The 26,494-nt window shown below is 65.6% G+C and carries 24 protein-coding genes; 16 read left to right on the top strand and 8 right to left on the bottom strand.

All coding sequences use genetic code 11. The annotated features are described in order from the left end of the window. Positions 1-2: 2 nt before the first annotated feature. Positions 3-2,090, bottom strand: a complete 2,088-nt coding sequence (locus HNP47_RS06935; protein WP_184278856.1) for a catalase — start codon at positions 2,088-2,090, stop codon at positions 3-5. Positions 2,091-2,272: 182 nt separating this feature from the next. Here HNP47_RS06935 and murC point away from each other — a divergent pair, with 182 nt between their 5' ends. The 8 genes from murC to lpxC all read left to right on the top strand — a co-directional run bounded on the left by murC (position 2,273) and on the right by lpxC (position 14,245). Further along, entirely contained in the window at positions 2,273-3,685 is a 1,413-nt protein-coding gene (gene murC / locus HNP47_RS06930; RefSeq protein WP_184278855.1) for a UDP-N-acetylmuramate--L-alanine ligase, read from the top strand. Further along, positions 3,682-4,584 (top strand): UDP-N-acetylmuramate dehydrogenase, encoded by a 903-nt coding sequence (gene murB, locus HNP47_RS06925; RefSeq protein WP_184278854.1) that lies wholly within the window; start codon positions 3,682-3,684, stop codon positions 4,582-4,584. Before murC ends, murB begins: the two co-directional genes overlap by 4 nt. A 77-nt stretch (positions 4,585-4,661) precedes the next feature. Further along, the gene (locus HNP47_RS06920; protein WP_184278853.1) at positions 4,662-5,603 is read left to right on the top strand and encodes a D-alanine--D-alanine ligase; all 942 of its coding nucleotides are present in this window, start codon (positions 4,662-4,664) and stop codon (positions 5,601-5,603) included. Next, positions 5,591-6,478, top strand: a complete 888-nt coding sequence (locus tag HNP47_RS06915; protein ID WP_221414931.1) for a cell division protein FtsQ/DivIB — start codon at positions 5,591-5,593, stop codon at positions 6,476-6,478. Before HNP47_RS06920 ends, HNP47_RS06915 begins: the two co-directional genes overlap by 13 nt. Before the next feature lie 54 nt (positions 6,479-6,532). Then, on the top strand, positions 6,533-7,825 hold the full coding sequence (gene ftsA / locus HNP47_RS06910) for a cell division protein FtsA (protein WP_184279132.1): 1,293 nt from the start codon (positions 6,533-6,535) through the stop codon (positions 7,823-7,825). Positions 7,826-8,072: 247 nt separating this feature from the next. Next, on the top strand, positions 8,073-11,339 hold the full coding sequence (locus tag HNP47_RS06905; protein WP_184278852.1) for a TonB-dependent receptor domain-containing protein: 3,267 nt from the start codon (positions 8,073-8,075) through the stop codon (positions 11,337-11,339). A gap of 232 nt (positions 11,340-11,571) precedes the next feature. Beyond that, positions 11,572-13,158, top strand: coding sequence for a cell division protein FtsZ (gene ftsZ / locus HNP47_RS06900; protein WP_184278851.1), 1,587 nt, complete (start codon positions 11,572-11,574; stop codon positions 13,156-13,158). A 187-nt stretch (positions 13,159-13,345) separates the two neighbouring features. Beyond that, the gene (lpxC, locus tag HNP47_RS06895; protein ID WP_184278850.1) at positions 13,346-14,245 is read left to right on the top strand and encodes a UDP-3-O-acyl-N-acetylglucosamine deacetylase; all 900 of its coding nucleotides are present in this window, start codon (positions 13,346-13,348) and stop codon (positions 14,243-14,245) included. On the opposite strand, the gene pgeF is transcribed toward lpxC, so the two are convergent. The 3 genes from pgeF to lgt are packed head-to-tail and all read right to left on the bottom strand — an operon-like array spanning position 14,242 to position 16,977. After that, on the bottom strand, positions 14,242-15,012 hold the full coding sequence (pgeF, locus tag HNP47_RS06890) for a peptidoglycan editing factor PgeF (RefSeq protein WP_184278849.1): 771 nt from the start codon (positions 15,010-15,012) through the stop codon (positions 14,242-14,244). The genes lpxC and pgeF overlap by 4 nt on opposite strands. Before the next feature lie 13 nt (positions 15,013-15,025). Next, positions 15,026-16,111, bottom strand: coding sequence for a class I SAM-dependent methyltransferase (locus HNP47_RS06885; RefSeq protein WP_184278848.1), 1,086 nt, complete (start codon positions 16,109-16,111; stop codon positions 15,026-15,028). Beyond that, complete coding sequence (gene lgt / locus HNP47_RS06880) at positions 16,108-16,977, bottom strand: prolipoprotein diacylglyceryl transferase (RefSeq protein WP_184278847.1); 870 nt, start codon at positions 16,975-16,977, stop codon at positions 16,108-16,110. The genes HNP47_RS06885 and lgt overlap by 4 nt, the downstream gene beginning before the upstream one ends. 173 nt (positions 16,978-17,150) lie before the next feature. On the opposite strand from lgt, the gene HNP47_RS06875 reads away from it, so the two are divergent. From HNP47_RS06875 to HNP47_RS06865, 3 genes are all read left to right on the top strand, one after another. Then, positions 17,151-17,438 (top strand): accessory factor UbiK family protein, encoded by a 288-nt coding sequence (locus tag HNP47_RS06875; RefSeq protein ID WP_017504504.1) that lies wholly within the window; start codon positions 17,151-17,153, stop codon positions 17,436-17,438. Positions 17,439-17,511: 73 nt separating this feature from the next. Continuing rightward, positions 17,512-18,015 carry a YbjN domain-containing protein gene (locus HNP47_RS06870; protein ID WP_017504503.1) on the top strand — a complete coding sequence of 168 codons (504 nt, stop codon included), beginning with the start codon at positions 17,512-17,514 and terminating at the stop codon, positions 18,013-18,015. Between the two features lie 17 nt (positions 18,016-18,032). Further along, positions 18,033-18,824 carry a pyrroline-5-carboxylate reductase dimerization domain-containing protein gene (locus HNP47_RS06865; RefSeq protein ID WP_311770037.1) on the top strand — a complete coding sequence of 264 codons (792 nt, stop codon included), beginning with the start codon at positions 18,033-18,035 and terminating at the stop codon, positions 18,822-18,824. On the opposite strand, the gene HNP47_RS06860 is transcribed toward HNP47_RS06865, so the two are convergent. From HNP47_RS06860 to HNP47_RS06850, 3 genes are all read right to left on the bottom strand, one after another. Continuing rightward, entirely contained in the window at positions 18,821-19,297 is a 477-nt protein-coding gene (locus HNP47_RS06860) for a hypothetical protein (RefSeq protein WP_221414930.1), read from the bottom strand. The genes HNP47_RS06865 and HNP47_RS06860 overlap by 4 nt on opposite strands. 84 nt (positions 19,298-19,381) lie before the next feature. Next, positions 19,382-20,749, bottom strand: coding sequence for an ATP-binding protein (locus tag HNP47_RS06855; RefSeq protein WP_066626393.1), 1,368 nt, complete (start codon positions 20,747-20,749; stop codon positions 19,382-19,384). A 4-nt stretch (positions 20,750-20,753) separates the two neighbouring features. After that, a complete protein-coding gene (locus tag HNP47_RS06850; RefSeq protein WP_409360149.1) occupies positions 20,754-21,485 on the bottom strand; it encodes a response regulator in 732 nt (243 codons plus the stop codon). Between the two features lie 88 nt (positions 21,486-21,573). Here HNP47_RS06850 and HNP47_RS06845 point away from each other — a divergent pair, with 88 nt between their 5' ends. After that, positions 21,574-22,452 carry a branched-chain amino acid aminotransferase gene (locus tag HNP47_RS06845; RefSeq protein ID WP_045810405.1) on the top strand — a complete coding sequence of 293 codons (879 nt, stop codon included), beginning with the start codon at positions 21,574-21,576 and terminating at the stop codon, positions 22,450-22,452. Between the two features lie 133 nt (positions 22,453-22,585). Beyond that, on the top strand, positions 22,586-23,857 hold the full coding sequence (locus HNP47_RS06840; RefSeq protein ID WP_184278844.1) for a NupC/NupG family nucleoside CNT transporter: 1,272 nt from the start codon (positions 22,586-22,588) through the stop codon (positions 23,855-23,857). Between the two features lie 7 nt (positions 23,858-23,864). Here the strand turns inward: HNP47_RS06840 and HNP47_RS06835 are convergent, their stop codons facing one another. Then, a complete protein-coding gene (locus tag HNP47_RS06835) occupies positions 23,865-24,296 on the bottom strand; it encodes a PaaI family thioesterase (RefSeq protein WP_039246907.1) in 432 nt (143 codons plus the stop codon). Between the two features lie 47 nt (positions 24,297-24,343). Here HNP47_RS06835 and HNP47_RS06830 point away from each other — a divergent pair, with 47 nt between their 5' ends. The 3 genes from HNP47_RS06830 (at position 24,344) to HNP47_RS06820 (ending at position 26,467) form a co-directional block, all read left to right on the top strand. Next, entirely contained in the window at positions 24,344-24,649 is a 306-nt protein-coding gene (locus HNP47_RS06830; RefSeq protein ID WP_184278843.1) for a DUF3253 domain-containing protein, read from the top strand. Between the two features lie 104 nt (positions 24,650-24,753). Further along, on the top strand, positions 24,754-25,425 hold the full coding sequence (locus tag HNP47_RS06825) for a uracil-DNA glycosylase family protein (protein ID WP_184278842.1): 672 nt from the start codon (positions 24,754-24,756) through the stop codon (positions 25,423-25,425). A 22-nt stretch (positions 25,426-25,447) separates the two neighbouring features. Continuing rightward, entirely contained in the window at positions 25,448-26,467 is a 1,020-nt protein-coding gene (locus HNP47_RS06820) for a lysophospholipase (RefSeq protein WP_260394631.1), read from the top strand. Positions 26,468-26,494: the final 27 nt, after the last annotated feature.

The raw sequence follows: 26,494 nt of genomic DNA, 5'->3' as shown, positions 1-26,494 counted from the left end.
GGTTAGGCCAGCATTCTCACCTTGGGCTCGCGATCCCATTGGCGGGTGCGGGCGGGGGCGAGGAAGCTTTCGGCGTTCTTGGACAGCTCGATCACGCCGGCGTCAGCCTCGATGCCCGCCTTGTCGAGCAGGGGCTGGGCCTCGGGCGTGTGGCCGATGGCCTTAAGGTGACCGAAGGCGTCTTTGGCGAAATCGACTGCCGCGCCTTCGTTCAGCATCTGGGCGCAGCCGTCCTGGGACAAAACGATCGCCACGGCGTCAAACAGGACCGACGGGCTGCCGGCCAGCTGACCATCTGCCGCCAAATTCTTGCCGCCCTTCAGCTTGGCGCCGCCGATCTTGGGTGCGACGATGAAGACTGAGCCGCCGTCGCCTTCAACCGCCGCCTTCACCGCATCGACGACGGCGCCGTCCGAACCGTCGGCGACCAGAATGGCGACCTTTCGGCCTTTCAGGGTGTCGGGATATTTGCCGACGATGCGCAGGGCAGGCGAGGCGTCCAGATCGATGGGCGCCACACCGGGGTCCGACGCCTTGGGCAGGGGCAGGTTCAGGCCGTCTGCGACACGCTGGGCCAGGGTCTCATCGACGTTCTGCAGATTGGCCAGAACACGCTCGCGAACGTGGGCGAGCGACACCTTGGACAGTTCGAAGACGATGGCGCTGGCCAGGTGGGCCTGTTCGATCTCGGTCTGGGAGCGGAAAAACAGCCGCGCCTGGCTGTAGTGATCGGCGAAGCTTTCGGCGCGCAGCCGGACCTTTCCGCCCTCGACCGGGATGGGCGCGGTGCGGAAACCGCCCTTGGGATCTTCACGCGGGCCGCCGTCCTCGCCCGCCTCGGACAGGCTGTTGGGCTCATAGTTGGCGCGGCCCTTGGGCACAGCCATCTGCATATGCCCGTCGCGCTGGAAGTTCTGGAAGGGGCAGCCCTTGGCCTGGTTGATCGGGATCTGGTGGAAGTTGACCGTGCCCAGACGCGAGAGTTGGGTGTCCTGATAGGAGAACAGCCGCCCTTGCAGCAGCGGGTCTTCCGAAAAGTCGATGCCCGGCACGATGTTGGTCGGCAGGAAGGCGACCTGTTCGGTCTCGGCGAAGAAGTTATCGGGGTTGCGATCCAGCACCATGCGGCCGATCACGCGGATCGGATAGTCTTCTTCCGGCACCAGCTTGGTGGCGTCCAGGATGTCGAAGGGCAGGGCGTCGGCCTGTTCCTGGGTGAAAAGCTGCACGCCGAACTCCCATTCGGGGAAGTCGCCCTGATCGATGGCCTCATACAAGTCGCGACGGTGATAATCGGGGTCGGCGCCGGCGATCTTGACCGCCTCGTCCCAGCAGGTGGATTGCGTGCCCAGCTTGGGCCGCCAGTGGAACTTGACCAGGGTCGCCTCGCCTTCGGCGTTGATCAGCCGGAAGGTGTTGACGCCGAAACCCTCCATCATGCGAAGGCTGCGCGGGATGCCGCGGTCGGACATGGCCCACATGACCATATGCATGCTCTCGGGCATCAGGCCGATGAAATCCCAGAAGGTATCGTGAGCGCTGGCCGCTTGAGGATAGCCTTTATCGGCCTCCATCTTCACCGAATGGATCAGGTCCGGGAACTTGATCGCGTCCTGGATGAAGAAGACGGGGATGTTGTTGCCGACCAGATCCCAGTTGCCCTCGGTCGTATAGAATTTGACCGCAAAGCCGCGCACGTCGCGCGGCGTATCAACAGACCCCGCGCCGCCGGCGACGGTCGAGAAACGGGTGAACAGCTCGGTTTTCTTGCCGACCTCGGTCAGGATTTTGGCGGTGGTGAAGTCCGACAGACTGTCGGTCAGTTCGAAGAAGCCGTGGGCGGCCGAGCCGCGGGCATGGACGATCCGCTCCGGGATACGCTCGTGGTCGAAATGCTGGATCTTTTCGCGAAGGATGAAGTCTTCCAGCAGGGTCGAGCCGCGCGGGCCGGCCTTGAGCGAATTCTGATTGTCGCTGATCGGCGTGCCGTGATTGGTGGTCAGGCGGGGCTCAGGCGTCGAGGCGGTCTGGTGCACTTCGCCGGCGTTGCCGATTGTCGGCGCGCCGACCGGCTTTGAGTTCTTGGCCATCTTGGAATTCCTTTGGAGAAGCGGCGCAAGCGGGAGCCGCGCGCGTTCCCGAAGACAACTCGGTGGAGGCGCAATGGTTCTGTGCGAGTTCGCGCACAGCTGCGCCAGATCGTCCTTAGAAAAGTTCGCTCCGTATGCGGCGCGCCCTTCGCAGGAGGCGAGGCGGCGTTTATGAGGCGAAAATGATCGCACGCCTTCGCCCCGTCCCGTTCGACCTCGGTCCTGTTCATTTCGTCGGCATCGGCGGCATCGGCATGAGCGGCATCGCCGAGATCATGCTGAAGATCGGCTATTCGGTGCAGGGCTCTGACGCCAAGGCGAGCGCCAATACCGAGCGACTGGAACAGCTTGGCGCCAAGATCTTCATCGGCCACGACGCCGCCCATGTAGGCGAGGGCGTTTCGGCGGTGGTCTATTCGACGGCGGTCAAGACCGACAATCCCGAGATGAAGGCGGCTCGAGAGCGCCGCATCCCGCTGGTGCGCCGGGCCGAGATGCTGGCCGAGCTGATGCGGCTGCAGTTCTCGATTGCGGTGGGCGGTACGCACGGCAAGACGACGACGACCTCTATGGTGGCGGCCCTGCTGGATGCGGCGGGCCTGGATCCCACAGTGGTCAACGGCGGCATCATCAACGCCTATGGCACCAACGCCAAGGTCGGGGACGGCGACTGGATCGTGGTGGAGGCGGACGAGTCGGACGGCAGCTTCCTGCGCCTGAAGTCGACGGTGGCCATCGTCACCAACATCGACCCAGAACATCTGGACCACTACGGCGACTTCGACGGGGTGCGGAAGGCGTTCGTAGATTTCGTCGAGAACATCCCCTTTTACGGGTTCGCCGCTGTCTGCCTGGATCATCCCGAAGTGCAGAAGCTGGTCGCGGCCATCGATAACAGGCGGCTGGTGACCTACGGCGTCAATCCGCAGGCCATGGTGCGGGCCGACAATGTCGAGATGGGGCCGGACGGCTGCCGCTTCGACGTGGTCATCCAGAATGGCGAAACCCATGTGATCTCGGGCGTTCATCTGCCGATGGCCGGCTGGCACAATGTGTCGAACGCCTTGGCCGCGATCGCCGTGGCGCGCGAGCTGGATGTGTCGGACGACGCGATCCGCACCGGCCTTGCCGGCTTTGGCGGGGTCAAGCGGCGCTTCACCACCACGGGCGTCGTGGGCGGCGTTCGCATCGTCGACGACTACGGCCACCACCCGGTCGAGATCGCCGCCGTGCTGAAGGCCGCGCGCCAGGTGACGGACGGACGGGTCATCGCCGTGGTTCAGCCGCACCGCTACACGCGCCTGCGCGACCTGATGGACGAATTCTCGACCTGCTTCTCGGACGCCGACAGCGTGATCGTCGCCGACGTCTATCCCGCCGGCGAACAACCGATCGAAGGCGTGGACAAGCACGCCTTGGCCGACGGAGTGCGCCGCTATGGCCATCGTCACGTCCAGGCCCTGGAGAACGCCGCCGTCCTGCCACGCCTGATCAAGGATGAGGCCAAATCCGGCGACGTCGTCGTGCTGCTGGGCGCCGGCGATATCACCAGCTGGGCCTATGGCCTGCCGGCGCAGCTGGAGACTCTGGCGTGATCGATTTGCCCGAAGTGCGCGGCAAGCTGCTGCGGAATGAGCCGCTGGCGCCCTATACCTGGTTTCGGGTGGGCGGTTCGGCCGAGGCCCTGTTCATTCCGGCGGACGCCGAGGATCTGGCGGACTTCCTGAAGGCCTTGGACCCGGCCGTGCCGGTGACGGTTCTGGGCGTCGGATCGAACGTCATCGTCCGTGACGGCGGGGTCGAGGGGGTGGTGATCCGCCTGGCGGGCCGCCCGTGGGCGCAGATCACGACAGACGGCGACACGATCACTGCCGGCGCGGGCGCGCTGGACTCCATGGTGGCCAAGGCCAGCGCCAAGGCGGGAATCGCCGGGCTGGAATTCTACGCCGGCATTCCGGGCACGATCGGCGGCGCCCTGACCATGAACGCCGGTTGCTATGGCTCCGAGACCCAGGACGTGCTGGTGTCGGCCTGGGGCCTGACGCGGGCGGGCGAGCGGGTCGATTACGCTCTGGCCGACTTCGGTTACACCTATCGCCATTCCCAGGCGCCGGCCGACATCATTTGGATCGAGGCGACCTATCGCGGCACGGCCGACGAACCCGAGGCGGTGGCGGCCCGGATCTCCGAGATCACCAGCCGTCGCGAAACAACCCAGCCCATCCGTGAGAAGACGGGCGGCTCGACGTTCAAGAATCCCGAGGGCCATTCGTCGTGGAAGCTGGTGGACGAGGCCGGCTGGCGCGGCAAACTGCACGCCGAAACCGGGGGTGGGGCCAAGTTCAGCGAACTGCACTCCAACTTCATGATCAATCCCGGCGAGGGGACAGCCGCCGACATCGAAGGCCTGGGCGAGGCGGTTCGCGCGGATGTGCTGGCCAAGACCGGCGTTCAGCTGGAGTGGGAAATCAAGCGGATCGGCCGAGCGGGATAAAAATCCCGCGCAAAAATGGTCGGCGGTCGCCAATGGTTGACGGCCTGTTAAACATGTAGGCCCCAATCCAAGGCGCCATGGCCCGCGCTTTCAAAGATCTTCACGTCGCCGTCCTGATGGGCGGCCTTTCCGCAGAGCGGGAGGTGTCCCTCTCGTCGGGCGAGCAGTGCGCGCTGGCGCTGGAGCGGCAGGGCGTACGCGTCAGCCGCGTGGATGCCGGGCGGGATCTGGCCAATGTGCTTTCGGGCCTGATCAAGCCGGATGTCGTGCTGAACTGCCTGCACGGCGCCTGGGGCGAGGACGGCTGCGTTCAGGGCGTGCTGGAGACCCTGCGGATTCCCTACACCCATTCTGGCGTGCTGGCCTCGGCCCTGGCGATGGACAAGGACAAGTCCAAGGCCGTGCTGCGGGCGGCTGGCATCAAGGTGCCAGGCGGTGGTCTTTACGATCGTCACGAAGTCGCCAGCCGCCACGTCATCGACCCGCCCTATGTGGTCAAGCCGAATGCCGAGGGCTCGTCCGTCGGCGTCTTCCTGGTGCGCGAGGGTGCCAATCGGCCGGTCGCCGAAGTGGGCGAGCCAGGTTGGGCTTACGGCGAGCGTGTCGTCGTCGAGCCCTATATCGCCGGTAAGGAGCTGTGCGTCACCGTGCTGGGCGAGCCGGCCGGGCCGCGCGCCCTGACGGTCACGGACATCACCCCCACCAAGGGCTTCTACGATTACGAGGCCAAGTATGCGCCGGGCGGATCGGTGCACGTCCTGCCGGCCGTCCTGCCTACGCATGTGTTCGAACAGGCGCTGCGTCAGGCCGAGGCGGCGCACGTGGCCATGGGGTGCCGCGGCGTGTCGCGATCCGACTTCCGTTATGATGATGTTAAGGACGATCTGGTCCTGTTGGAGGTCAATACCCAGCCCGGCATGACCCCGACTTCGCTCGCGCCCGAGCAGGCCGCCCATACCGGGATGAGCTATGATGATCTGGTTCGGTGGATGGTGGAGGACGCCTCATGCCCGCGGTAGTTCGCGGCGGTCGGCGACAGGGTTCTAGTCAGGCTCCACAGCGCGGTTCGGCTTCCAAGGGCGGAGGACGGTCGCGCGGCGGGGCCCAGAACGCGTCCGCCGTTCCCGGCAAGATGGCCGCCATCGGCCGTGTCGATATTTCGCCGCGCACCGCCGTGATCGCCCTGGGCGCCGGCGCGCTGCTGCTGGTCGGAGTTCTGGCCACGGGCGCACGCGCCGAGCGGATCGGCGCCTCGGTTTCGCATGGCCTGGATAATGTGACGGCCGGCATGGGCTTGACGCTGAAGCGGGTCCACATCACCGGCGCCTCACCCGAGGCCGAGCCGGCGATTCAGCGCGCGCTGGGTCTGTATTCCGGTCAGCCGATCACTAGCCTGGATCTGGACGCCATTCGCACGCGCGTCCAGGGCGTGGGTTGGGTCAAGGAGGCGCGCGTGGTGCGCCTGTTGCCCGACACCCTGATCGTCGAGGTCAAGGAACACGACCGCCTCGCCGTCTGGCAGGAGGCCGGCCAGATCAAGGTGATCGACAATCGGGGCCAGGTCATCGACGGCGCCGACGCGCGTCGCTATCCGACGCTGCCGCTTGTCGTGGGCAAGGGCGCGGACGTGGCGGCTGGCGAAATTCTGCCTCTGCTGGCCCAGCGCCCGCGACTGATGGGGATGGTGGACGCCCTGGTGCGCGTGGACGAGCGCCGCTGGGACCTGCGCCTGAAGGACGGCAGCCTGATCCAGCTTCCCGCCACCGAACAGGAGGCGGCCCTGATCCGCCTCGATGCGCTGGACCAGCGCGAACGCCTGCTCGACCTGGGTTTCGCCCGCGTCGATCTCAGAACCCCGGACGAGGTCGCCGTGCGACCCGCCGGCGACGCCTAAGGACCGTAGGACATGACCAAGCAACGCGGCGCGGCGAATGATCACGGTCGGGGCATGGATCCTCGCGCCGGTCGCGCGCCCGTGGTCGCCGCGCTGGACATCGGTCAATCCAAGGTGTCGTGCTTCATCATGAAGCCGGACGGCGTCCGTCATGCCGACCGCACCATCCGCGTCGCGGGCGCCAGCCACGTCCAGTCCAAGGGTGTGAGGGGCGGAGCCATCATCAACATGGACGAGGCCGCACAGGCCATCGGCCACGCGGTCGAACGCGCCGAGCGCGCGGCCCAGAGCCCGGTTTCCGGCGTCGTCGTCACCACGGCTATCGGCCAGATGGCAAGCCACCGGGTGCAGGCCCGCGTCTCGCTGGGGGCCAACCCGGTCGGCGACGCCGATCTGGCGCGCGCCATCGGCATGGCCCTGGCCCAGATCCGCCTGCCCAACCGCCGCCCGATCCACGTCCTGCCCATCGCCTGGTCGGTCGATGGCGCGCGCGGCGTGCATGATCCGCGTTCGATGCGGGGCGGCTCGCTGGGTCTTGATCTGTTGGTCGTCTCGATGGCCGAGAACGTGTTCACGACCCTCAGCCATTGCCTGGAGTTGGCGCACCTCGACCTGCAAGGAGTCGCCGCCGCACCCGTCGTCTCGTCTCTGGCCGCGCTGGAAGAAGACGAGATGGACCTGGGCGCCGTCTGCATCGACATGGGCGGCGGCTCGACCAGCGCAGCCGTCTGGGGCGGCCGCTCCCTGCTGCATATTGAAAGCCTGAACGTCGGCGGCGACCACGTCACCTCCGACATCGCACGCGGTCTGTCGACGTCCAAGGCCGGCGCCGAACGGCTCAAGACCCTTCACGGCTCGGCCATGGCCAGCGCCAACGAGGACCGCGAAATGCTGGAGGCCCCGCCGCGCGGCGAAGACGCCTCGGCCGGACCCGTCATCGTCCCCCGCGCCATGTTGAAGACCGTCATCGCTCCCCGCGTCGAGGAAACCCTCGAACTGCTCCGTGATCGGCTGAAAAATGCAGGTGTCGGCCTGGAGCCCGGCGCGGGCCTCGTCCTAACCGGCGGGGCCAGCCAGCTGAACGGCGTGCGCGAGCTGGCGGTGCGTGTCTTCGACCGTCCCGTCCGCCTCGGAAAACCCCAACGGGCGCCACATTTGGCCGATGCCGCCTCCGGCTCCGCCTTCTGCGCCACCGCTGGCGTTCTGCTCCGCGCTGCCTACGGACCGCGCGAGGCGGTGTCGGCAAGAAAGCTGATGGCGCGTCAGATTACAGCCGCCGACGCGCCCCGGATCCATCGAGGCAATGTTGTTGGGCGTGTGGCGGGCTGGCTGCGCGACAATCTGTGATGTCGTCTATTCCTAGTCAAAAGCGCGTCGGCTCGTCGGTTTGGACATCATTGTAGCGGCAGCGCTTCGCAACTAACCAATCCCTGGTAGCTGAACTGTGTCATGATTGTAACATCATCGACGCGTGCTGGCCCGATTTGGGTCACATTGGTTGCCTGACGGCCATATTTCGCTAGACGGTTTACGAGAAGCCATGGGCTTTTGCGGCTCGGCTGTTCGCAAATCGATTCTAGTGGGGTGACTGATTATGAAACTGAAGCGTAATTATTTGTTTGGGACGACGGTTCTGGCGGGCATTCTCGCCGTGTCGGCCCCCGCTTGGGCGCAGGCGCAGCAAACCGCTGCTGAAGCCGCAGACGCTACTCAGGTTGACGAAATCGTCGTCACCGGTTCGCGTATCCGCCGCGATCCGGTCACGGCTCCCACCCCCCTGATCCAGGTCAGCCGCGAGACCCTGCTGACGACCGGTCAAAACACGGTCATCGACTACCTGGCGACCATTCCTGCGCTGATGAACTCGCAGGTTCCGTCGGACACGACCGCAGGCGTTCTGAACGCGGGCGGCCTGTCGCTGCCCAACCTGCGCTCGCTGGGCTCGGGTCGCACGCTGACGCTGGTTGACGGCCGTCGCCACGTTGGATCGCCGCAAGGCACCTTGGCCGTCGACGTCGACACCATTCCGCGCCTACTGATTGAAAGCGTCGAAATCGTCACGGGCGGCGCGGCGTCCGTTTACGGCGCGGACGCCGTTTCCGGCGTGCTGAACTTCAAGCTGCGCAAGGACTTCGAGGGGCTGGAAATCGATGCTCGCTGGGCGCAGCTTAACGATGGCGGCCAGGACTCCAAGCGCATCTCCGTGCTGGCTGGCAAAAATCTGTTCGACGACCGCCTGAACGTCTACGCCTTCGGTGAATACGAGCAACTGGATGAAGTTCTGGCGGCCGACATCGATTGGCTGCAGGGCGGTTGGGGTCTGGTCGGTCGCGATGCCGACACGGCGGCAGCAGCTTACGATGGCGTGACTGATGCGCTCCTCTACAAGGACCGCCGCACGCTCCAGCTGCTTCGCTGGGGTCAGGTTACGCTCGCCAACAATTACCAGCCGAGCGCACTCAACAACCCGAACACCATTCCAACCGGACAGTGCACGACGACATCCATCACTTCGGCGTCCTGCTTCGGCGTCGCTCCGGGCAGGACCTACGTCTTTGATGGGCTCAATGCGCGTATCGCGGACTTCGGCAATTGGGTTCAGCAAACGGGCACCAACCGTGCGGTCAACGTCGGCGGTGACGGTGAGAACCCGAATGTGATCTTCAATGTCGACTCGACGTTGCCGAAATCTGAAAACGCCCGCTTCCAGGTCGGCGGAAACTTCAAGATCACGCCGAACATCAATCTGTATGCCGAGGCCAAGTACGTCGACGAAACGACGAATCTGGCGACGGGCTACTCGTTCGGCGACGTCTATATTTCCGACACGCTGAACGCCGGGAACTCGATGCAGATCCTGAGCACGTCGGCCTATACGACGCGCACGGACAACGCCTTCCTGCCGGCCAATCTGGCCGCTGCGATCCGCGCAAATACGACGCCCGTCTATGGTCCGGCGACCGCTGGGGCTCCGGGCGCCCAGACGGGCACGACGGCGGCGCCGTTCGCGCGTTACAGCGCTTGGCTGCTGGACCGTCCGCAGACCAATGACAAGCAACTGCAACGTTACGTTGTCGGTCTGAACGGGTCGGCTGGTGATCTGGGCTTTGTCAAGAACATCGACTGGGATCTGGGCTACACCTACGGTCGTGTCGACAACAAGAACGTCGAACGTGGCCTGGACATCGAGCGCTTCTCCTACGCCATGGATGCAGTGCGCGACGCGTCCGGCAATATCGTCTGCCGCGTGCAGCAGCTGACCGCCAACGGCGGTACGGTCACGAGCCGTAACCCCAACGTGCCCGGTACGCTGAATTCGCAGTCGGCCGTGGTCCAGAACTGTAAGCCGCTGAACGTCTTTGGTCTGGGCAACCAGAGCGAAGAAGCTCTGCAGTATGTGCGCGCCCAACTGACGATCGACCAAGTCAACGAACAGCATGACGCGCTGGGCACCGTGTCTGGCCAACTGTGGGACTTCTGGGGCGCAGGCCCCATCGGTGTCGCTCTGGGCGCCGAATACCGCAAGGAATACACCGAAGGCACGGGCCGCAGCCGTTCGCTCGGCACCACCTACGCCCAGCTCAACAGCGGCGCCGACTTCCTGCCGGCTTCCTATGAGACCAAGGAAGCCTTTGCTGAACTCTCCATTCCCCTGATGCGTGACAGCTTCCTGGGCGAATATGCAGAACTCAGCGGGTCGTATCGCTACAGCGACTTCTCGACCTTTGGCGGCAACGACGTTTACGGCGTGAACCTGGTTTACCGCCCGATCCGCGATATCGCCTTCAAGACGTCGTTCAACACCTCGGTGCGCGCGCCAACGTTGTCCGAAACCAACTCGCCGCAAACGCAGACCTTCCTGCAGTTCAATGACCCGTGCGCTACGGTCAACATCCAGAACTTCGCCGATCGTACGAAGGCGGCGAACCGGATCGTGAACTGCGCCGCCTTGGCGCAACAGCTGGGTCTGACCTTCAACTTCCAGGATCCGACGGCGGCCAACGCCTACCGTCCGGAATACGGCTCGAGCGTCGCAGGGCGTAACGGCGGCAATCCCAACCTGCAGCCGGAAGAGTCGGAATCGTTCACCTTCTCGACGGTCTTGCAGCCCCGCTTCATTCCGAACTTCTCGCTGGTGCTGGACTACTACGAAATCACCATCGACAAGGTGATCGCAGCCGTGAGCGCACAAACCGCAGCTGAAAACTGCGTCAACGGGCCTTCGCTGAACACCAGCGCCTGCCAAACGCTGACCCGTACTGGCGTCAACGATCCGGCGACGCCGCGCGATGACCGCTTCCTGCTGGTCGACTTCCTGCAAAGCTCGATCAACTATGCCAAGCGTAACGTTCGCGGACTGGACTTCACGTCGAACTACCGCTTCGACACGCAGGACATGCTGGGTCGGAACTGGGGGGTGTTCCAACACTCGGTCAACGGCTCCTGGCTGATCGAGCAGAAGAACTTCAACAACATCGAAAACCCCAACGACTTCACCGAACTGTCGAGCACGCTGTTCTATCCGCGTACCCGCCTGACCTCGACGCTGACGTGGCAAACGCCGTTCGAGCCTCTGCGTGTCACCTGGGTCGCCGACTGGCAAACCGCTCAGGACATCGTCCAGCGTCGTGATTTCGTGCAGAACGCAGACTCGCGTCCTGCCGAATATCTGGACACCAAGAACTTCATGCGGAACGACTTCTCGGTCCGTTATCAGGTTCGCGATGATCTGACGCTCACCGGCACGGTGCAGAACGCCTTCGACTCCGAACAGGCGCGTTGGCTGGGCGCAACGCTCTACTCCAACTTCGATCCTTACGGACGTCGTTACTCGATCAGCCTGAACTATCGTCCCTGGTAAAACTGGGATTGATTGCGGAAAGGGCGGCTCGGAAGAGCCGCCCTTTTTCGTTGTCGACAGGAAAACTCCGGCAACGCTTTCGGTTTGGGGTGTTCTTCGGTCCGACTCACATTATCGCCGTAACCTTCTCTTAACCTTCATGGGCGCAATCCTTAACGCGCTCATAACCAAAGCGATTCGGCGGGGCGGTCGGTTGGTTTGAAGGGGCGGGTCAGCAGGTCGGAAACAGAAAATGTCGCTCTCATTGGTCAAGCCGCAACACACTGAACTGAAGCCCCGCATCGTCGTGTTCGGCGTCGGCGGCGCTGGCGGCAACGCCGTGAACAATATGATCGACGCCGGCCTTGAAGGGGTCGAGTTCGTCGTGGCCAACACCGATGCGCAGCACCTCAGCTTCGCCAAGACCGATCGCCGCATCCAGCTGGGCGAGACCATCACCCAGGGTCTGGGCGCCGGCGCCCACCCCGAAGTCGGCATGAACGCCGCCGAGGAATCCGCCGACGAAATCCATCAGCACCTGGAAGGTGCGCACATGGTCTTCATCACCTGCGGCATGGGGGGCGGCACTGGCACCGGCGCGGCGCCGGTCATCGCCAAATGCGCGCGTGATCGCGGCATCCTGACCGTCGGCGTCGTGACCAAGCCCTTCACCTTCGAAGGGCGTCACCGCATGCGTCTGGCCGACGCGGGCGTCGCCGAGCTGCAACGCTATGTCGACACATTGATTGTCATCCCGAACCAGAACCTGTTCCGCGTCGCCAACGAGCGCACGACTTTCGCCGACGCGTTCGGCATGGCCGATCAGGTTCTGCACTCGGGCGTGCGCTCGATCACAGACCTGATGATCCTGCCCGGCCTGATCAATCTGGACTTCGCCGACGTACGCGCGGTGATGTCCGAGATGGGCAAGGCGATGATGGGCACGGGCGAGGCTACCGGCGACGACCGCGCCCTGCTGGCGGCCCAGAACGCCATCGCCAACCCGCTGCTGGACGAGACCAGCCTGAAGGGCGCCAAGGCCGTGCTGGTGAACATCACCGGCGGTCTGGACATGACCCTGTTGGAGGTCGATGAAGCCGCCAACGCCATCAGCGCGGAAGTGGACGGCGACGCCAACATCATCTTCGGCGCGGCCTTCGACCCGGCCCTGGATGGCAAGATCCGCGTCTCGGTCGTCGCGACCGGAATGGACGAGGGCGAAGTGCGTCGCATCGAACCCATCGCCCCGCAGGCCGCCAGCGCGCCGCTGGCTGGTCATGACGCTCGACGCTCGGCTGGCGGCCTGTATGGCACGCAAGCCTCGCGCGCCCCGGAACCGACCCGCGACACCTATCGCGAGCCGGTTCGTGCAGAAGCCCCGCGCGCGCCTGAGCCCCGCATCGAGGCGGCGCCGGTTGTGCCGACCTTTCAGGCCCCTGCCGCTCGCGAACCGGAACCGCGCCCCGAGCCGGTGATCCGCGTCGCCGAGCCGCAGCCGCGCACTCTGGACCCCATCGTTGATCCCTGGGTCGAGGAATATGAGACCCGCGCGCCGGCCCCGCGCGTCGCGCCGCAAGGCGATCTCTATGAGCGCGCCGCGCCTGCGGCCCAGCAACCCCAAGCCGAAGATGGTTACGACGACCGTGACCACCGCCGCAGCGGCTGGAGCCTGTTCGGACGCGGCAAGCGCACCCAGCCTCAGCACGATATGTCCTATGCGCCGCAATCGTCGCATCAGGCGCGCGCGTCGGCTCAACCGGCCCAACATCCAGAACCGGAGGCGGGACAGGCCGATGACGACCTGGAAATCCCATCCTTTCTCCGCCGTCTGGCCAACTAAACGTCCCAAATGACGACCAAACGCCCCGGAGCCCGCCTCCGGGGCGTTTCTCGTCTGGATGTGTCTCAGACCGAAACAATCCGAAACCGGACTTTGATTTCGCGCTTGCGGCATGACCGTTACATGGAACCTAGGGCGCAATCCGCACGGCGTGCGGCGCGCGAAAAGGTAAAGAGCGAGATCAGGTTTGTCGGTCAGAAGCGACCATCACGAACGCACCCTCGTCGCCCCGGCCATTATCGCCGGGGTCGGGGTGCACACCGGTCGCCGGGTGCGGCTGGCGGTTCGGCCTGCGCCATCTGGCACGGGCATCGTCTTCGTGCGCACCGACATCACCGACCGCGACAACCGCATTCCGGTGTCGGGCGAGGCCGTCGTTGACGCCCGCCTGAACACCATGATCGAGAATGGCGCGGGCGTTCGCCTTTCGACCATCGAGCATCTGATGGCCGCTTTCGCCGCGCTGGGCGTGTCGAACGCCGTGGTCGAGGTCGACGGACCGGAGCTGCCGATCCTGGACGGTTCGGCGCTGGAGTTCGTGAAGCTGCTGGACCGGGCCGGTTTCCGACCGCAGCCGACGCCGCAGCGCTACGTCGAGATTCTGGAAACGGTCCATGTCGTCGAGGGCGACAAGCATGCGGCCCTGATGCCGTGCGACCGCTATGAGATGCGGTTCGAGATCGACTTCCCGTCGGCCGTGATCGGCAATCAGGTGATCGATTTCGTCGTGGACGAACCGACTTTCCGCAAGGAGATCATGGCCTGCCGCACCTTCGGTTTCGCCCATGAGGTCGAGGCGCTGCGCAAGGCGGGTCTGGCGCGCGGCGGCTCGCTGGAGAACGCCGTGGTCATCGACGGCGATGAGATTCTGAACCCCGGCGGTCTGCGCATGGAACGCGAGTTCGTGCGTCACAAGGCGCTGGACGCCATCGGCGACCTGTATGTGCTGGGCGCGCCGCTGCTGGGTCGCTACGAAGGCTACAAGGCCGGCCACGCCCTGAACAACAAGCTGGTCCGCGCCCTGCTGGCCGCGCCCCAAGCTTGGCGCGAGGTCACCCGCGTGCCGGAGCTGGCGCGCGCGGGTTAAGCCCCGATCACCGAAATCAATCGACCGAAGTCCGGCTCGCCGTGCTGGAAGGCGCGGCGGTTCGAATAGAACCGCTCTGTGTCCGCGCAGGTGTTGTGGCCGGTCCAGACGGCCTGACCGACGCCTGCCTGCTGCAGCCGCCACAGGACGAAGCCGGGCAGGTCGAACTGGCGTTTGTCGTCGGTCTCTCCGGGGTGGAAGAAGCGGTCGCTGCCAGGATCATGGTGGGTGAAACGGTCCTCGAAATCGGCGCCGACCTCGTAGCTGGCGGGGGCGATGCACGGGCCGACGACGGCCAGGGTGCGGCGGGGATCGGCGCCCAGGGCCTGCATGGCGGCGACGGCGGAATGGACCACCCCGCCCAGGGCGCCCTTCCAGCCGGCGTGGACGGCGGCGACGATGCGGGTCTCGGGATCGGCCAACAGCACCGGCGCGCAGTCGGCCGTCAGGACCGAACACAGCAGACCAGGCTCGGCCGATACGACGGCGTCGCCCTCGGGCCTGTCGCCATGCCAGGGGCCTTCCGCCACGCGGGCGACGGCGGAATGGATCTGGTAGCAGCCGTTCAAATGGTCGGCGTCGGCGTTGAAATGGGCGGCGACGCGGCGGCGGTTCTCGGCGACGGAGGCGGGGTCGTCCTTTGAGCCGACGCCGGCGTTCAGGCCTTCGTAGATTCCGGTCGAGACGCCGCCCGTGCGGGTGAAGAAGCCGTGGGCGACGCCGGCGGCGGTCAGAAGCGGGTGGGTGATGGGGGCCAGATCGCTCATGCCCCCACCTATATCAGGCGTCCCAGCCGGGCACGACCAGGGATCGGGGCGCAAAGATCGCGGCGGCCTTGAACAGGCTTCCCATCTGGTCGGCGGCGGTCAGGCGGTCGAACTGGCGGTCGATGACGGCGGCGGCTGCGGGCCGACTGGCTTTAAGCGTCTCGGTGCGGGCCTCGACGCCGAGCAGGCGCAGGAACTCGCCCTGGGGCAGGCAGCCGGTGACATCGGCGCCGGTGCGGACGGCGGCCTCCATGACCAGAGGGAAATCAGCCCATTGCGTCAGGTCGGCCTCACCCGGCGTCGACAGGGGATCGACCTTCTGGTGACGGTGCAGCGCCTGGAGGGTGTCGCCGGCCTCGGGACGGGCGCGGCCGTAGTCGATCAGCAGGGCGGCGCCCGAGGCGGCCTTCATCAACAGGCCCAGGTCGCGGCCGAAGAGGGCCTGCTGTTCCGAGATTTCCAGGATGCCGCCCGGCGCGATTTCGAAGTCCGGCTTTTGGAAACCGCCGGAAATGGCGGTCAGGCCGAAGATCAGGTCGCCGTCGTCGGTGACGCCGATGCGCCGCTCGGCCCAGCCGCCCTCGGTGCGGACGAACTGGCGCGCGGGCATGCAGTCCAGCACCTCGTTGGCGATCAGGATGACGGGGGCGTCGGTCTCGATCCGCGTCAGGTCGCGGACCCACCGGGGCGACAGGTCGGCGCCGGCCAAAGCCTTGGCCTGAAGATCGCGCAAGGGGGCGCTGGGTTCGATGAGGATCAGGTCGCAGGCTTCGAGGAAGCCAGGGACCAGGCGGGCGGCCCTCAGGGCGTCGCTCATCAATGTGCCGTCGCCGGGGCCGACCTCGACCAGGCGAAAGCGTTCGGGGGCGCCCAGCCGGTTCCAGGTCTCGACCGCCCACAGGCCGATCAGTTCGCCGAACATCTGGCTGACCAGGGGGGCGGTGATGAAGTCGCCACGTGCGCCCAGGTCAGGACGCGAGGCGTAGTAGCCGCCCTTCGGGTCATGCAGGCAGCGAGTGACGTAGTCGGCGACCGTCATCGGCCCCGTCAGGGCGATCTCGCGCGCCAGACGGGTCTTCAGGGGTTCGACGTCGCTCATGCTGCGACGGGCGGCTGGTTCCAGGCGCGCCAGATCAGCCAGGCGCCGATCAGGATCATCGGGATCGACAGCATCATCCCCATGGTCAGGCCAAGCGGGAAATCAGGCATGCCGAAGTCGGGCTCACGCACATTCTCCAGCGCGGCGCGGCAGACGCCGTAGCCGACCAGGAACAGGCCGGTGATGTAGCCGGGCTTCTTCAGCAGATCGAACTTCCAGATGCCCAGGGAGAGGATGGACAGCAGGACGATCCCCTCCAGGCCGGCTTCGTAAAGCTGGCTGGGATGGCGGGGCGCGTCGCCGGCGGGGCAGAAGCCGTACATCTGTTCGATGCGGGCGTTGCAGAAACGGATGGCCCACGGGACAGTCGTCTCGCGGCCCCACAGCTCGCCATTGATAAAGTTGGCAAGGCGGCCGAACATCAGGCCGATGGGCACGACAGGCGCGATCAGATCGCCCAGCCGCAGCATGTCGATCTTCTGGGCGCGGGAATAGAGGACGATAGCCAGGACCACGCCCAAGAAGCCGCCGTGGAAGCTCATGCCGCCTGTCCAGAGCTGGAACAGTTCGAACCGTTCGCCCAGGGTCTGGCCGGTGAAAAGCTGGCCGTACATGACCGGTTTGTAGAAGAGGGCGTAGCCCAACCGGCCGCCGAGGATGATGCCGAGCACGATCCACAGCACCAGATCGTCCAGCTGGGTGGTGTTGATTGGCGGCTTGCCCGGCGCCCACAGACGCTGGGTCTTGACCAGACGTGCGGCGTACCACCAGCCCAGCACGATGCCGGCGACATAGGCCAGGGCGTACCAGCGGATCGGAAGCGGTCCGAGGTGAATTAGGACCGGATCGAATTCGGGAAAGGGCAAGGGGCGTTCCTGTGCGGGACTGTCTTTGACAGCGGTTTAGCAAGCGTCGCCGCCGTCGTCGCCTGTGAAGACGCATCACGACGCCTTGATGGCGCCCGCGAAGCAGCAGAAAGAAAGGTTTCGTTCACCATAGTCGGTGAACCTTCGTTAACGACGTTGAGGTCGGAGCCGCCATGCAGACCCGCAATCCCATTCTGGACGAGTTCGCCAAGCTGACGACCGGCGCCATGGGCCTGGCCCAGGCCGCAGGCGAAGAGGCCAAGACCGCCTGGCGCGCCCAGGCCGACCGGATCGCCGCCGAAATGGACCTGGTCCGTCGCGACGAGTTTGATGTTCTGAAGGACGAGATCGCGGCTCTGCGGGCCGAGATCGCAGAGCTGAAGGCCGCCCAAAAGCCGGCTGCAAAGCCCGTGAAGGGAACGTCCACAGATGGAACTCAACCCGGGGACGCAGCCGGTTGAGCCGAATCTGCGAACAGGCTTACCGTTCTGTTAACGCCCGCGATTCTCGCGGACGCAGCGTGAAAGACACTTGATGGACATCGCCCGGCCAGAAGAAGTGGACGTGCCCTTCGACCCGCTTGAGGTCGTCGAGCATGTGCTCACGGCCGAGAACCTTCCGTTCGACCGCACCGACGACGGCGACCTCGCCTTTGCTCTGGCCGGCGACTGGAAGGACTATGAACTTTGGTTCGCCTGGCGTCCCGAGGGCGACTGTCTTCAGCTGTGCTGCGCGCTGGATCTGAAGGTCGCCAAGAGCCGCAAGACGGCGGCCTATGAACTGGTCGGTCTGATCAACCAGCGCACCTGGATGGGGCATTTCGAGGTTTGGGCCGAGGACGGGGAGATCGTCTTCCGCCATTCGCTGGCCCTGCCGATGGGCGAGCGCCCGACCCTGGCCCAGGCGGCATCGATGATCGACGCGGCCATCGAGGCTTCGGATCGCTACTACCCCGCCTTCGACTTCATGGTGCGCGGGAACAAGAAGCCGCAGGAGGCGATCGACGCCTGCCTGTTCGAGACCGTCGGCACCGCCTGATGCCAAGCGCGGCATCTGTGCCGGGTCCCGTTGTCCTGGTCGGCTGCGGCCGGCTGGGCTCAGCCATTCTGGAAGGCTGGCTGCTGACCGAGACGGTGGCGGCGTCCGACCTGATCATTCTCTCCCTTTCTGAAAAGCCGGCGGCCGAGACGGCGCGGGCCAAGGGCGCGCATATCAATCCGCCGCTGGAGATGCTGACCGAGGCGGCGGTGATCGTGTTGGCGGTCAAACCGGCGCTATGGCGCGAGGTGATGGCTCCGCTGGCGCCGTTCCTGAACGACCGGGCTGTGATCTTGTCGGTCATGGCGGGCGTGACGGCGCCGACCTTGGCCGAAGGTCTAGGAGGCTGGCCCATCGTGCGGGTGATGCCGACGACCGGCGTGTCGCGCGGGCGCGGCGTTGCCTCTGTCTGGTCGGCGGACCGGCGCGCCGAGGGCATCGGGCGGGCGTTGTTCGAGCCGATGGCCGAGACGGTCGTGCTGGCCGACGAGGCGCTGATGGATGCGGCGACAGCGGTGGCCGGGTCAGGCGCAGCCTATTTCTACGCCTTCACCGAAGCGCTGGCGCGGGCCGGGGAGGCGGCGGGTCTGGATGCGGCGACGGCGGATGTGCTGGCGCGCGCGACCCTGAGGTCCGCAGCCAACTCCATGGGTGACGACGGGCTGGAGGCCCTGATAGGCCGCATCGCCTCGCCTGGCGGCTCGACCCGCGCCGGGCTTGACGCCATGGCGAAGGACGGCCGCCTCACGGTGATGCTGGACGAGACGGTCGCGGCGGCGGTCAGACGCAACCGCGAGATGGGTGCCTAGAAGCGTCCGCGCTCGATCTGATCGCCGAAGCGCTCGAACGCGCGGTCGGCGTCACGCCAGACGCTGTAGCCCCAGACGTCGTTGATGCTGGGCGTGAAGTAGGAATAGTCCACGGGCCGCGTCACGCCGTCCGCCATCACGATCTCACCCTTGATGGCCGCGCCGCCGACGGACACGCTGCGGATCGGATCGAGGCCGGGCGTCTGACGGACCTGTTCGAACGTCGGCCTGTTCGGCTTCAGATCGACCAGCACCAGATTGGCGGTGGCGCCCGGATAACGCTGGGCCAAGGCCTTGCCGACCTCGGCCTGAAGGCCGGCGATCTGTTCGTTAACCTCGCGGTCACCGAGCTTTTCGACCTCGCGCTGAAGCTGCGGCCCGACCGTGACGTTCACCGTCGGCGCTTGAGCCTGAGCTATGGCGGCGACGGTGAGGGTCGCGGCCAGCGGTGCAAAGAAGGCGAGTTTACGCATCGAAATCATCTCCAAGCCCTGTCGCCCTCAAGATGACCCTTGCAGCGTCGTTTCGCCAGACCTGCTGACGAAAGCTTTAAAGCCTTAGGCGGACTCGGCGACGGTGACCGCGCCGGGGATGCGGATGGTCGCTTTCAATCCGCCCAGTTCGCTGCGATCCAAGGTGACGTCGCCCCCGTGGCCGCGCGCCACGTCGCGCGCGATGGCCAGGCCCAGACCGACGCCCTTGCGGTTCTGATTGCGTGACTCGTCCAGGCGCGAGAAGGGCCGGAAGGCCTCGTCATACATCGCTTCTGGAATGCCGGGGCCGTCATCCTCGACGATGATCTCCAGCCCGCCTGACGCCAGGGCGCGGCCCGATAGCCGCACATGCTCGCCGTGCGAGGCGGCATTGCCGGCCAGATTGACCAGGGCGCGCTTGAAGGCGAGGGGGCGAACCGAGGCGGTCAGGCCCTCGGCGACCACCACCTCGACCTCGGCGCCGGCGCGTTTTGCATCCTCGCCGGCCGCCTTCAGCAGGTCGGAGATCGACACCGGCTTCGGCGGTTCGCCCGCCTCGCCGCGAGCGAAGTCGAGGTATTCGTCGATCATATGCTCCATCTCGTCCAGGTCGCCCCGCATGGCGGACTGGCGCTTGAAGGGCGGAGCGAGCGCCAGTTCGAGGCGCAGACGGGTAAGCGGCGTGCGCAGGTCGTGGCTGACCGAGGCGAGCAGGGCGGTGCGTTGATCGATGTGGCGCTGGATCCGGTCGCGCATGGCCATGAAGGCGACGGCGGCGGCGCGGACCTCGCGCGCGCCATGCGGCTTGAACCGGGGCACGGTTTCGCCGCGTCCGAAGGCCTCGGCGGCGTCGGCCAGACGCTCGATGGCGCGGACCTGATTACGAATGAACAGAATGGCGACGCCCATCAACAGAACGGTCGCCACCGCCAACCACAGGACGAAGATATGAGCCTGGGTCGCCACCGCGCGCTCGCGCGGGGCGATGATGCGCAGCACCCCTTGCGGCTCCTGCACCTGGATGTCGACGTAGGCGGGATAGCGGGTGGTGTCGAACCAGTAGGGGCGGTCGAGGCGCGCATCCAAGGCCTTGTCCAGCACGCGGTCCACCACGCCGATGGCGCCGCGGCGTTCTTCGGTCGGAAGGGTGCGTCCATCCTGAAGCACGATGGACAGGGACATGGATCGCTCGGCGCGATTGGCCAGCTTGTCCAGGTTCGCCGGGCTGGGGTCGTCCTCATAGCTCTCAACGGCCCAGGCGATGTCGCCGGCCAGGCCTTCGGACAGGCGCGCGGTCACCGTCTGCCAGTGGGCGTCGAAGAAGACCCAGGTCACCGCCATTTGCATCACCAGCACCGGCAGGACGATTATCAGCAGCGACCGGCCCCATAGCGAGGTCGGCAGGCGCCGCTTCAGAAAGCGCGGCCACAGATAGGCGGGCAGAAGCCGCATCGGCTCAGTCGGGAGCCAGCATATAGCCGACGCCGCGCACCGTCTGGAGATAGCGCGGGTTCTTGGGATCGACCTCCAGCTTGCGGCGCAGGCGGGTGACCTGGACGTCCACGGCGCGGCCTGTGATGTCGGCGGTGTCGGGCGACAGGCTCATCCGCTCGACCGGGGCATGGGCGTGGAGCGCCAGGGTCTTGAGCAACTGGGCCTCCGCCTCGGTCAGGCGCTGGAGCGCGCCGTCACGGCTCAACTCCAGCCGTTCCATGTCGAATACAGCGGTCCCCAGCTTGATCTCCTTGGGACCGATCGGCTTGCCGCCGGTGCGGCGCAGGATGGCGTCGATGCGCAGCACCAGTTCGCGCGGTTCGAACGGCTTGGACATATAGTCGTCGGCGCCGCGCGACAGACCCTCGATCCGGTCCTCCGGATCGCCGCGCGCGGTCAGCAGCAGGACCGGCGTCTTGGATAGTTCAGCCTTGCTGCGGACCCAGCTGGTCAGGTCCAGGCCGCTTTCGCCCGGCATCATGACATCCAGCACGACCAGATCGAACTCGATCAGCTCCATCATCCGCTTGGCGGCGGCCGCGTGCGCGGCGCCGGTCACGCGATAGCCTTCGCGCGCCAGGAATTCCTTCAGCAGTTCGCGGATGCGATCGTCGTCGTCGACAATCAGCAGATGGCGGCCGACGCCGGGGCCGGCGATGGGGCCTGAGCGGCCATGCGAACGCGATTCCGTCATGCTCATGCGACGTTTCCCCCGCTTGCGGCGTTGACCTGAGCGATTCGTGCGGCTCTAAGACCGTCAGTTTCGCGGGAGACGTATTTCAATGGCCTTCGTTCCTTTCGACGATCGTGACGGCTTCATCTGGGTGAATGGCGATTTCGTCCCCTGGAGGGAAGCGAAAACGCACGTTCTGACCCATGCCCTTCACTACGGCTCGTCGGTCTTTGAGGGTGAGCGTATGTACGGCGGCGAAATCTTCAAGCTGACGCAACATTCCGAGCGCCTGAAGCGGTCCGCCAACCTGCTCGATTTCGAGATACCCTACAGCGTCGCTGAAATCGACGCCTTCTGTAAGGAAACCTGCGCCAAGAACGGTCTGACGGACTGCTATGTGCGTCCCGTCGCCTACCTCGGCCCGGAACAGACCAGCGTTTCGGCCCTGAACAACAAGGTCCACCTGGCCATCGCCGTGTGGGACTGGCCCAGCTATTTCGACCCCGAGGTCAAGGCGCGCGGCCTGCGTCTGGAATGGTCCAAGTGGCGTCGTCCCGATCCGGCGACAGCCCCGACGACAGCCAAGGCGGCGGGTTTGTACATGATCTGCACCATGTCCAAGAACGCCGCCGAGCGCCGCGGTTTCGCCGACGCCCTGATGCTGGACTGGCGCGGCTATGTCGCCGAGGCGACCGGCGCCAACGTCTTCTTCGTCAAGGACGGCGTCATCCACACGCCGAACGTCGAGCACATTCTGGACGGTATCACCCGCCAGACGGTGATCGAGATCGCCCGCGAAAAGGGCATCGAGGTGGTGGTGCGCGAGATCAAGCCGGAAGAACTGTCGGACTTCACCGAATGCTTCCTGACCGGCACGGCCGTCGAGGTGACCCCGGTCGCCGAGGTGGGCGAATACCGCTTCACCCCCGGCGCCCTGTCGCTGGATCTGATGGATCACTATGGCAAGCTGGTGCGCGGCCAACTGTAAGCCGAGGCGCGACGACAGGATGAGGGCGGTCCCTTAAGGGGCCGCCCTTTTTCGTTTCGCTTGCCAGCCGCGTCACTTTGTCCTTGAAGCGAATAAAGACCGGCAGGCGCGCCGGGTGCGGGGATCGTTTTTCATGTTCAGCCTTCTGAACCTCCAGAGCCTTCTGGGTCTGGTCGTCATCGTCGCGGTCTGCTGGGCGATCTCGGAAAACCGCAAGGCCTTTCCCTGGCGGCTGACCATCGGCGCGATCCTGGTGCAGGCCGCGCTGGTGCTGGCCCTGTTCGCCATTCCTGGCTCGCAGGCGGTGCTGGCGGCGGTGACGGGCGCGGTGGATGGTCTGGCGGTCGCCACGACCGAGGGGACCAAGTTCGTCTTCGGCTATCTGGCGGGCGGGGACCAACCCTATACGGTCTCGAACCAGGGCGCGCTCTTCACCTTCGCCTTCCAGGTTCTGCCGTTGATCCTAGTGATTTCCGCCCTGTCGGCCCTGCTGTGGCATTGGAAGATCCTGAAGTGGATCACCTTGGGCTTCGGCTTCCTGTTCCAGAAGACGATGGGTCTGGGCGGCGCCTCGGCCCTGGCGGTCGCGGCCAACATCTTCCTGGGCATGATCGAAAGCCCGATCGTGATCCGCGCCTATCTGGACAAGCTGACGCGTTCCGAGATCTTCCTGATGATGGTGGTGGGCCTGGCGACCGTCGCCGGTTCGACCATGGTGGCCTATGCGACGATCCTGTCGCCTGTGCTGCCGAATGCGGCGGGGCACGTGCTGGTGGCTTCCATCGTGTCGGCGCCGGCCGGCGTGCTGCTGGCGCGGATCATCATCCCCGAGAAAGAGGGGATGGGCGGTGCGGTCGCCGACTATGACTCAGCCCTGAAATACGACAGCGCCATCGACGCCATTGTGAAAGGCACGTCCGACGGCCTGATGGTCGTGCTGAACATCTCGGCCGTGCTGATCGTGTTCGTGGCCCTGGTCGCCCTGGTCAACGTCATGCTGGGCGGGTTCGTCGTGTTCGATGCGCCCCTGACCGTCGAGCGGATGCTGGGATGGGTCTTCGCGCCGGTCGCCTGGCTGATCGGGGTCGAGTGGAAGGATGCCGATGTCGCCGGCTGGCTGCTGGGCGTCAAACTGACCCTGACCGAGTTCGTCGCCTTCATCGACCTGGGCAAGGTGCCGGCCGCAGAGATGACCGAGCGCACGCGGATGCTGATGACCTACGCCCTGTGCGGCTTCGCCAATATCGGCTCGGTCGGCATCACCGTCACCGGCCTGTCGGTCCTGATGCCCGAACGCCGTGAGGAGGTGCTGGGCATGGTCTGGAAGGGCCTGCTCGCCGGCTTCCTGGCCACACTGATGACCGCGGCCATCGTCGGCGCGATGCCCAGCGTCGTCTTCGGCTAGGACACGCTCAGCGCGGCGTGAATTTGCGGATGACGCCGGAGAACGTCATCAGCAGGCGCTCGCCGGTATTGATCTGACCCCGCACGAAGATCAGGCTCTTGCCCGCCTTGGTGACCTGGCCGGTGGCCTCGATCAGTTCGCCGACATAGCCCCCGTCGATGAAGGTGGAGTCCAGCTGGACGGTGACGCCCGAGGCGCCCTCCATCTCCTGATAGGCGATCTGGAACATAGCAATGTCGGCGAAGGTCATCAGGCAACCGCCGTGCATCCGCCCGCCTGCGTTCATGTGCTTCTGCTCGGCGCGGAAGGCGCAGCGCATGTGCCCGTCGGGGTCCGGCTTGCCGTAGAAGGGGCCGACCACCGTGTCGAAGGTGTCGTGCAGATCGTAAGTCTGCCAGCCGGCGAACTCGCCCTCGGTGATGGTGATTTTCTTGGGCATGCAGACTCGGCCTTACTTCTGGGCGTGCGTTGCAGCATATAGGCGCAATGAGCGACCCGATCGAAACCGCAATCCTGAACAAAATCGCCGCGCTTGAGCCCGGCAAGAGCATTGAGCCGGCGGAAGTGGCCAAAGAGCTACAGCCCGAGCAGTGGCAGCGCATGCTGCCCAAGGTTCGCGCGACCGCTTTGGGCCTGATGCGCCAAGGCAAGCTGACTATCACCAAGAAGGGCAAGGCGGTCGATCCAGACAACTTCCGTGGCGTCACGCGCCTGCGTCAGGCGACCGAGGAAGAGACGGCCCTGGCGTTGAGCCGCCGTCCGCCGGTCGTCGACAATGACGGCGAGGATTAAGCACTCCGCTCATCCCCGCGAAAGCGGGGACCTAATCCTTTCGTGAGGCACGGCGTTTGGGATCGATATCGCTGAAGATCGGCGAAAGCGGAGCGCCCAAAGATATGGGTCCCCGCCTTCGTGGGGATGAGCGTGTCGCGAGATATCTCGAAGGCATTCTGACCGACATCCGCGCCTGTCGCGCCTGCGCGGGCGTCCTGCCGCATACGCCGCGCCCGGTAGTGCGGGTCTTTCCCGAGACACGGCTGCTGATCTGCGGCCAGGCGCCGGGACGACGCGTTCATGAGAGCGGCCTGCCGTTCACGGACCCCTCAGGCGATCGTCTTCGTGATTGGATGGGCGTGGACTATGAGACCTTCTACGCCGACCCGCGCATCGGGGTGGCGGCCCAGGCCTTCTGCTATCCAGGCACTGCCCCGAAGGGTGGCGACTATCCGCCCCCGTCACGCTGTGCGGAACTATGGCGACCGCAGTTGCTGGACGCCCTGCCGCAGATGGAGCTGACGCTGCTGGTCGGCGGCTATGCCCAGGCGTGGGCGCTGGGCGACAGGGCCAAGCGGACAATGACCGAGACGGTACGGGCGTGGCGTGAGTACGCGCCGGATCTGCTGGTGCTGCCGCATCCGTCGTGGCGCAATACGGCCTGGCTAAAGAAGAATCCGTGGTTCGAGATAGAGGTGCTTCCCTATCTGCGGGAACGCGTTCGGCGCATTCTGACTTCTGCAAATCCGGCGGCCATTCGCTCCAGCGAGATGGACTTGCCGGTGGTATCGTGAGCGCTGCTTGGGACACATGGCCTTGATCGCCTCCAGACTTATGCCGCTGGCCGCCGCGCTCGTTCTGTCGGCCTGCGCCGCACCTCATATCCAGCCCCCTTTGACGCCGCCGCCGGGCTTTGTCGGCGCCCATGTCGAGGATCGCGCCCTGGTCATGTCGGACGGCGCGCGCCTGCCGTATCTGCATTGGGGGCCAAAGGATGGGGCGCCTTGGGCTGTGATCGTGGCCCTACATGGGATGAACGACCACGACGCCAGCTTCCGTCTGGCCGGACCCTGGTGGGCTGAGCAGGGAATCGAAACCTGGTCCTACGATCAGCGCGGCTTTGGCGGGGCGCCGGGGCGGGGCGAATGGGCCGGGCAGCAGCGGATGACCGATGATCTGCGCGAGATCACCGCCATGGCGCGCGCCCGCTATCCCCAGGCCATCATCGCCGTGGTGGGCGAAAGCATGGGCGGGTCTGTGACGGCGGCGGCGTTCGGCTCCGATAATCCCCCGGATGCGGACCGCGTCGTGCTGCTCGCGCCAGGCGTCTGGGGTTGGTCGACGCAAGGACCGTTGAACAGCACGGCGCTGAACATTGCGGCGCGGGCGCTGGGAGACGTTGCGCTGGAACCGCCGGAGTTTATCACGCGCGATATCCACGCCTCATCCAATACGCTGGAGCTGATCCGCAACGGGCGCGATCCGATGAGCATCCTCGCGACCCGGTTCGACACGGTCTATGGGCTGGTCGATCTGATGGAGGCCTCGTCGCGCAGCCTCGGCCGCATTCGGGGCGACGCCATCCTGATGTACGGCGCCCACGACGAGGTGGTGAAGAAGGGGCCGATGAAGCTGGCGCTGGAGCGGGCTGAGCGGGAGGGCGGCACGCTGCGGACCGCATGGTATCCAAACGGCTGGCATCTGCTGAACCGCGATCTGGACGCCGAGATCGTCTATCGTGACGTCGCCTCGTGGCTGAGAGATCCGAAAGCCCCGTTGCCGTCGGGTGCGCCGGCCGTCTTGCCGCAGCTTCAGGCGGGCAGAGCGCGCCCTTAAGCGGGTCTTAACGCGACGTTTACCATC

Source organism: Brevundimonas vesicularis, from assembly GCF_014204545.1.
Classification (GTDB): Bacteria; Pseudomonadota; Alphaproteobacteria; order Caulobacterales; family Caulobacteraceae; genus Brevundimonas; species Brevundimonas vesicularis_B.
Note: the sequence above shows the minus strand (reverse complement) of the source record. Positions and strands in the feature narration are given on the sequence as shown.

Bases quoted from the DNA above. Each gene is read 5' to 3' on its own strand.
- HNP47_RS06935 (WP_184278856.1), bottom strand. From the start codon at position 2,090: ATGGCCAAGAACTCAAAGCCGGTCGGCGCGCCGACAATCGGCAACGCC.
- HNP47_RS06845 (WP_045810405.1), top strand. From the start codon at position 21,574: ATGGCCTTCGTTCCTTTCGACGATCGTGACGGCTTCATCTGGGTGAAT.
- HNP47_RS06855 (WP_066626393.1), bottom strand. From the start codon at position 20,749: ATGCGGCTTCTGCCCGCCTATCTGTGGCCGCGCTTTCTGAAGCGGCGC.
- HNP47_RS06870 (WP_017504503.1), top strand. From the start codon at position 17,512: ATGGACATCGCCCGGCCAGAAGAAGTGGACGTGCCCTTCGACCCGCTT.
- ftsZ (WP_184278851.1), top strand. From the start codon at position 11,572: ATGTCGCTCTCATTGGTCAAGCCGCAACACACTGAACTGAAGCCCCGC.
- HNP47_RS06840 (WP_184278844.1), top strand. From the start codon at position 22,586: ATGTTCAGCCTTCTGAACCTCCAGAGCCTTCTGGGTCTGGTCGTCATC.
- HNP47_RS06920 (WP_184278853.1), top strand. From the start codon at position 4,662: ATGGCCCGCGCTTTCAAAGATCTTCACGTCGCCGTCCTGATGGGCGGC.
- pgeF (WP_184278849.1), bottom strand. From the start codon at position 15,012: ATGAGCGATCTGGCCCCCATCACCCACCCGCTTCTGACCGCCGCCGGC.
- HNP47_RS06905 (WP_184278852.1), top strand. From the start codon at position 8,073: ATGAAACTGAAGCGTAATTATTTGTTTGGGACGACGGTTCTGGCGGGC.
- HNP47_RS06915 (WP_221414931.1), top strand. From the start codon at position 5,591: ATGCCCGCGGTAGTTCGCGGCGGTCGGCGACAGGGTTCTAGTCAGGCT.
- HNP47_RS06825 (WP_184278842.1), top strand. From the start codon at position 24,754: ATGGGTCCCCGCCTTCGTGGGGATGAGCGTGTCGCGAGATATCTCGAA.
- HNP47_RS06850 (WP_409360149.1), bottom strand. From the start codon at position 21,485: ATGACGGAATCGCGTTCGCATGGCCGCTCAGGCCCCATCGCCGGCCCC.
- ftsA (WP_184279132.1), top strand. From the start codon at position 6,533: ATGGATCCTCGCGCCGGTCGCGCGCCCGTGGTCGCCGCGCTGGACATC.
- murC (WP_184278855.1), top strand. From the start codon at position 2,273: ATGATCGCACGCCTTCGCCCCGTCCCGTTCGACCTCGGTCCTGTTCAT.
- HNP47_RS06875 (WP_017504504.1), top strand. From the start codon at position 17,151: ATGCAGACCCGCAATCCCATTCTGGACGAGTTCGCCAAGCTGACGACC.
- HNP47_RS06835 (WP_039246907.1), bottom strand. From the start codon at position 24,296: ATGCCCAAGAAAATCACCATCACCGAGGGCGAGTTCGCCGGCTGGCAG.
- HNP47_RS06885 (WP_184278848.1), bottom strand. From the start codon at position 16,111: ATGAGCGACGTCGAACCCCTGAAGACCCGTCTGGCGCGCGAGATCGCC.
- HNP47_RS06860 (WP_221414930.1), bottom strand. From the start codon at position 19,297: ATGCGTAAACTCGCCTTCTTTGCACCGCTGGCCGCGACCCTCACCGTC.
- HNP47_RS06830 (WP_184278843.1), top strand. From the start codon at position 24,344: ATGAGCGACCCGATCGAAACCGCAATCCTGAACAAAATCGCCGCGCTT.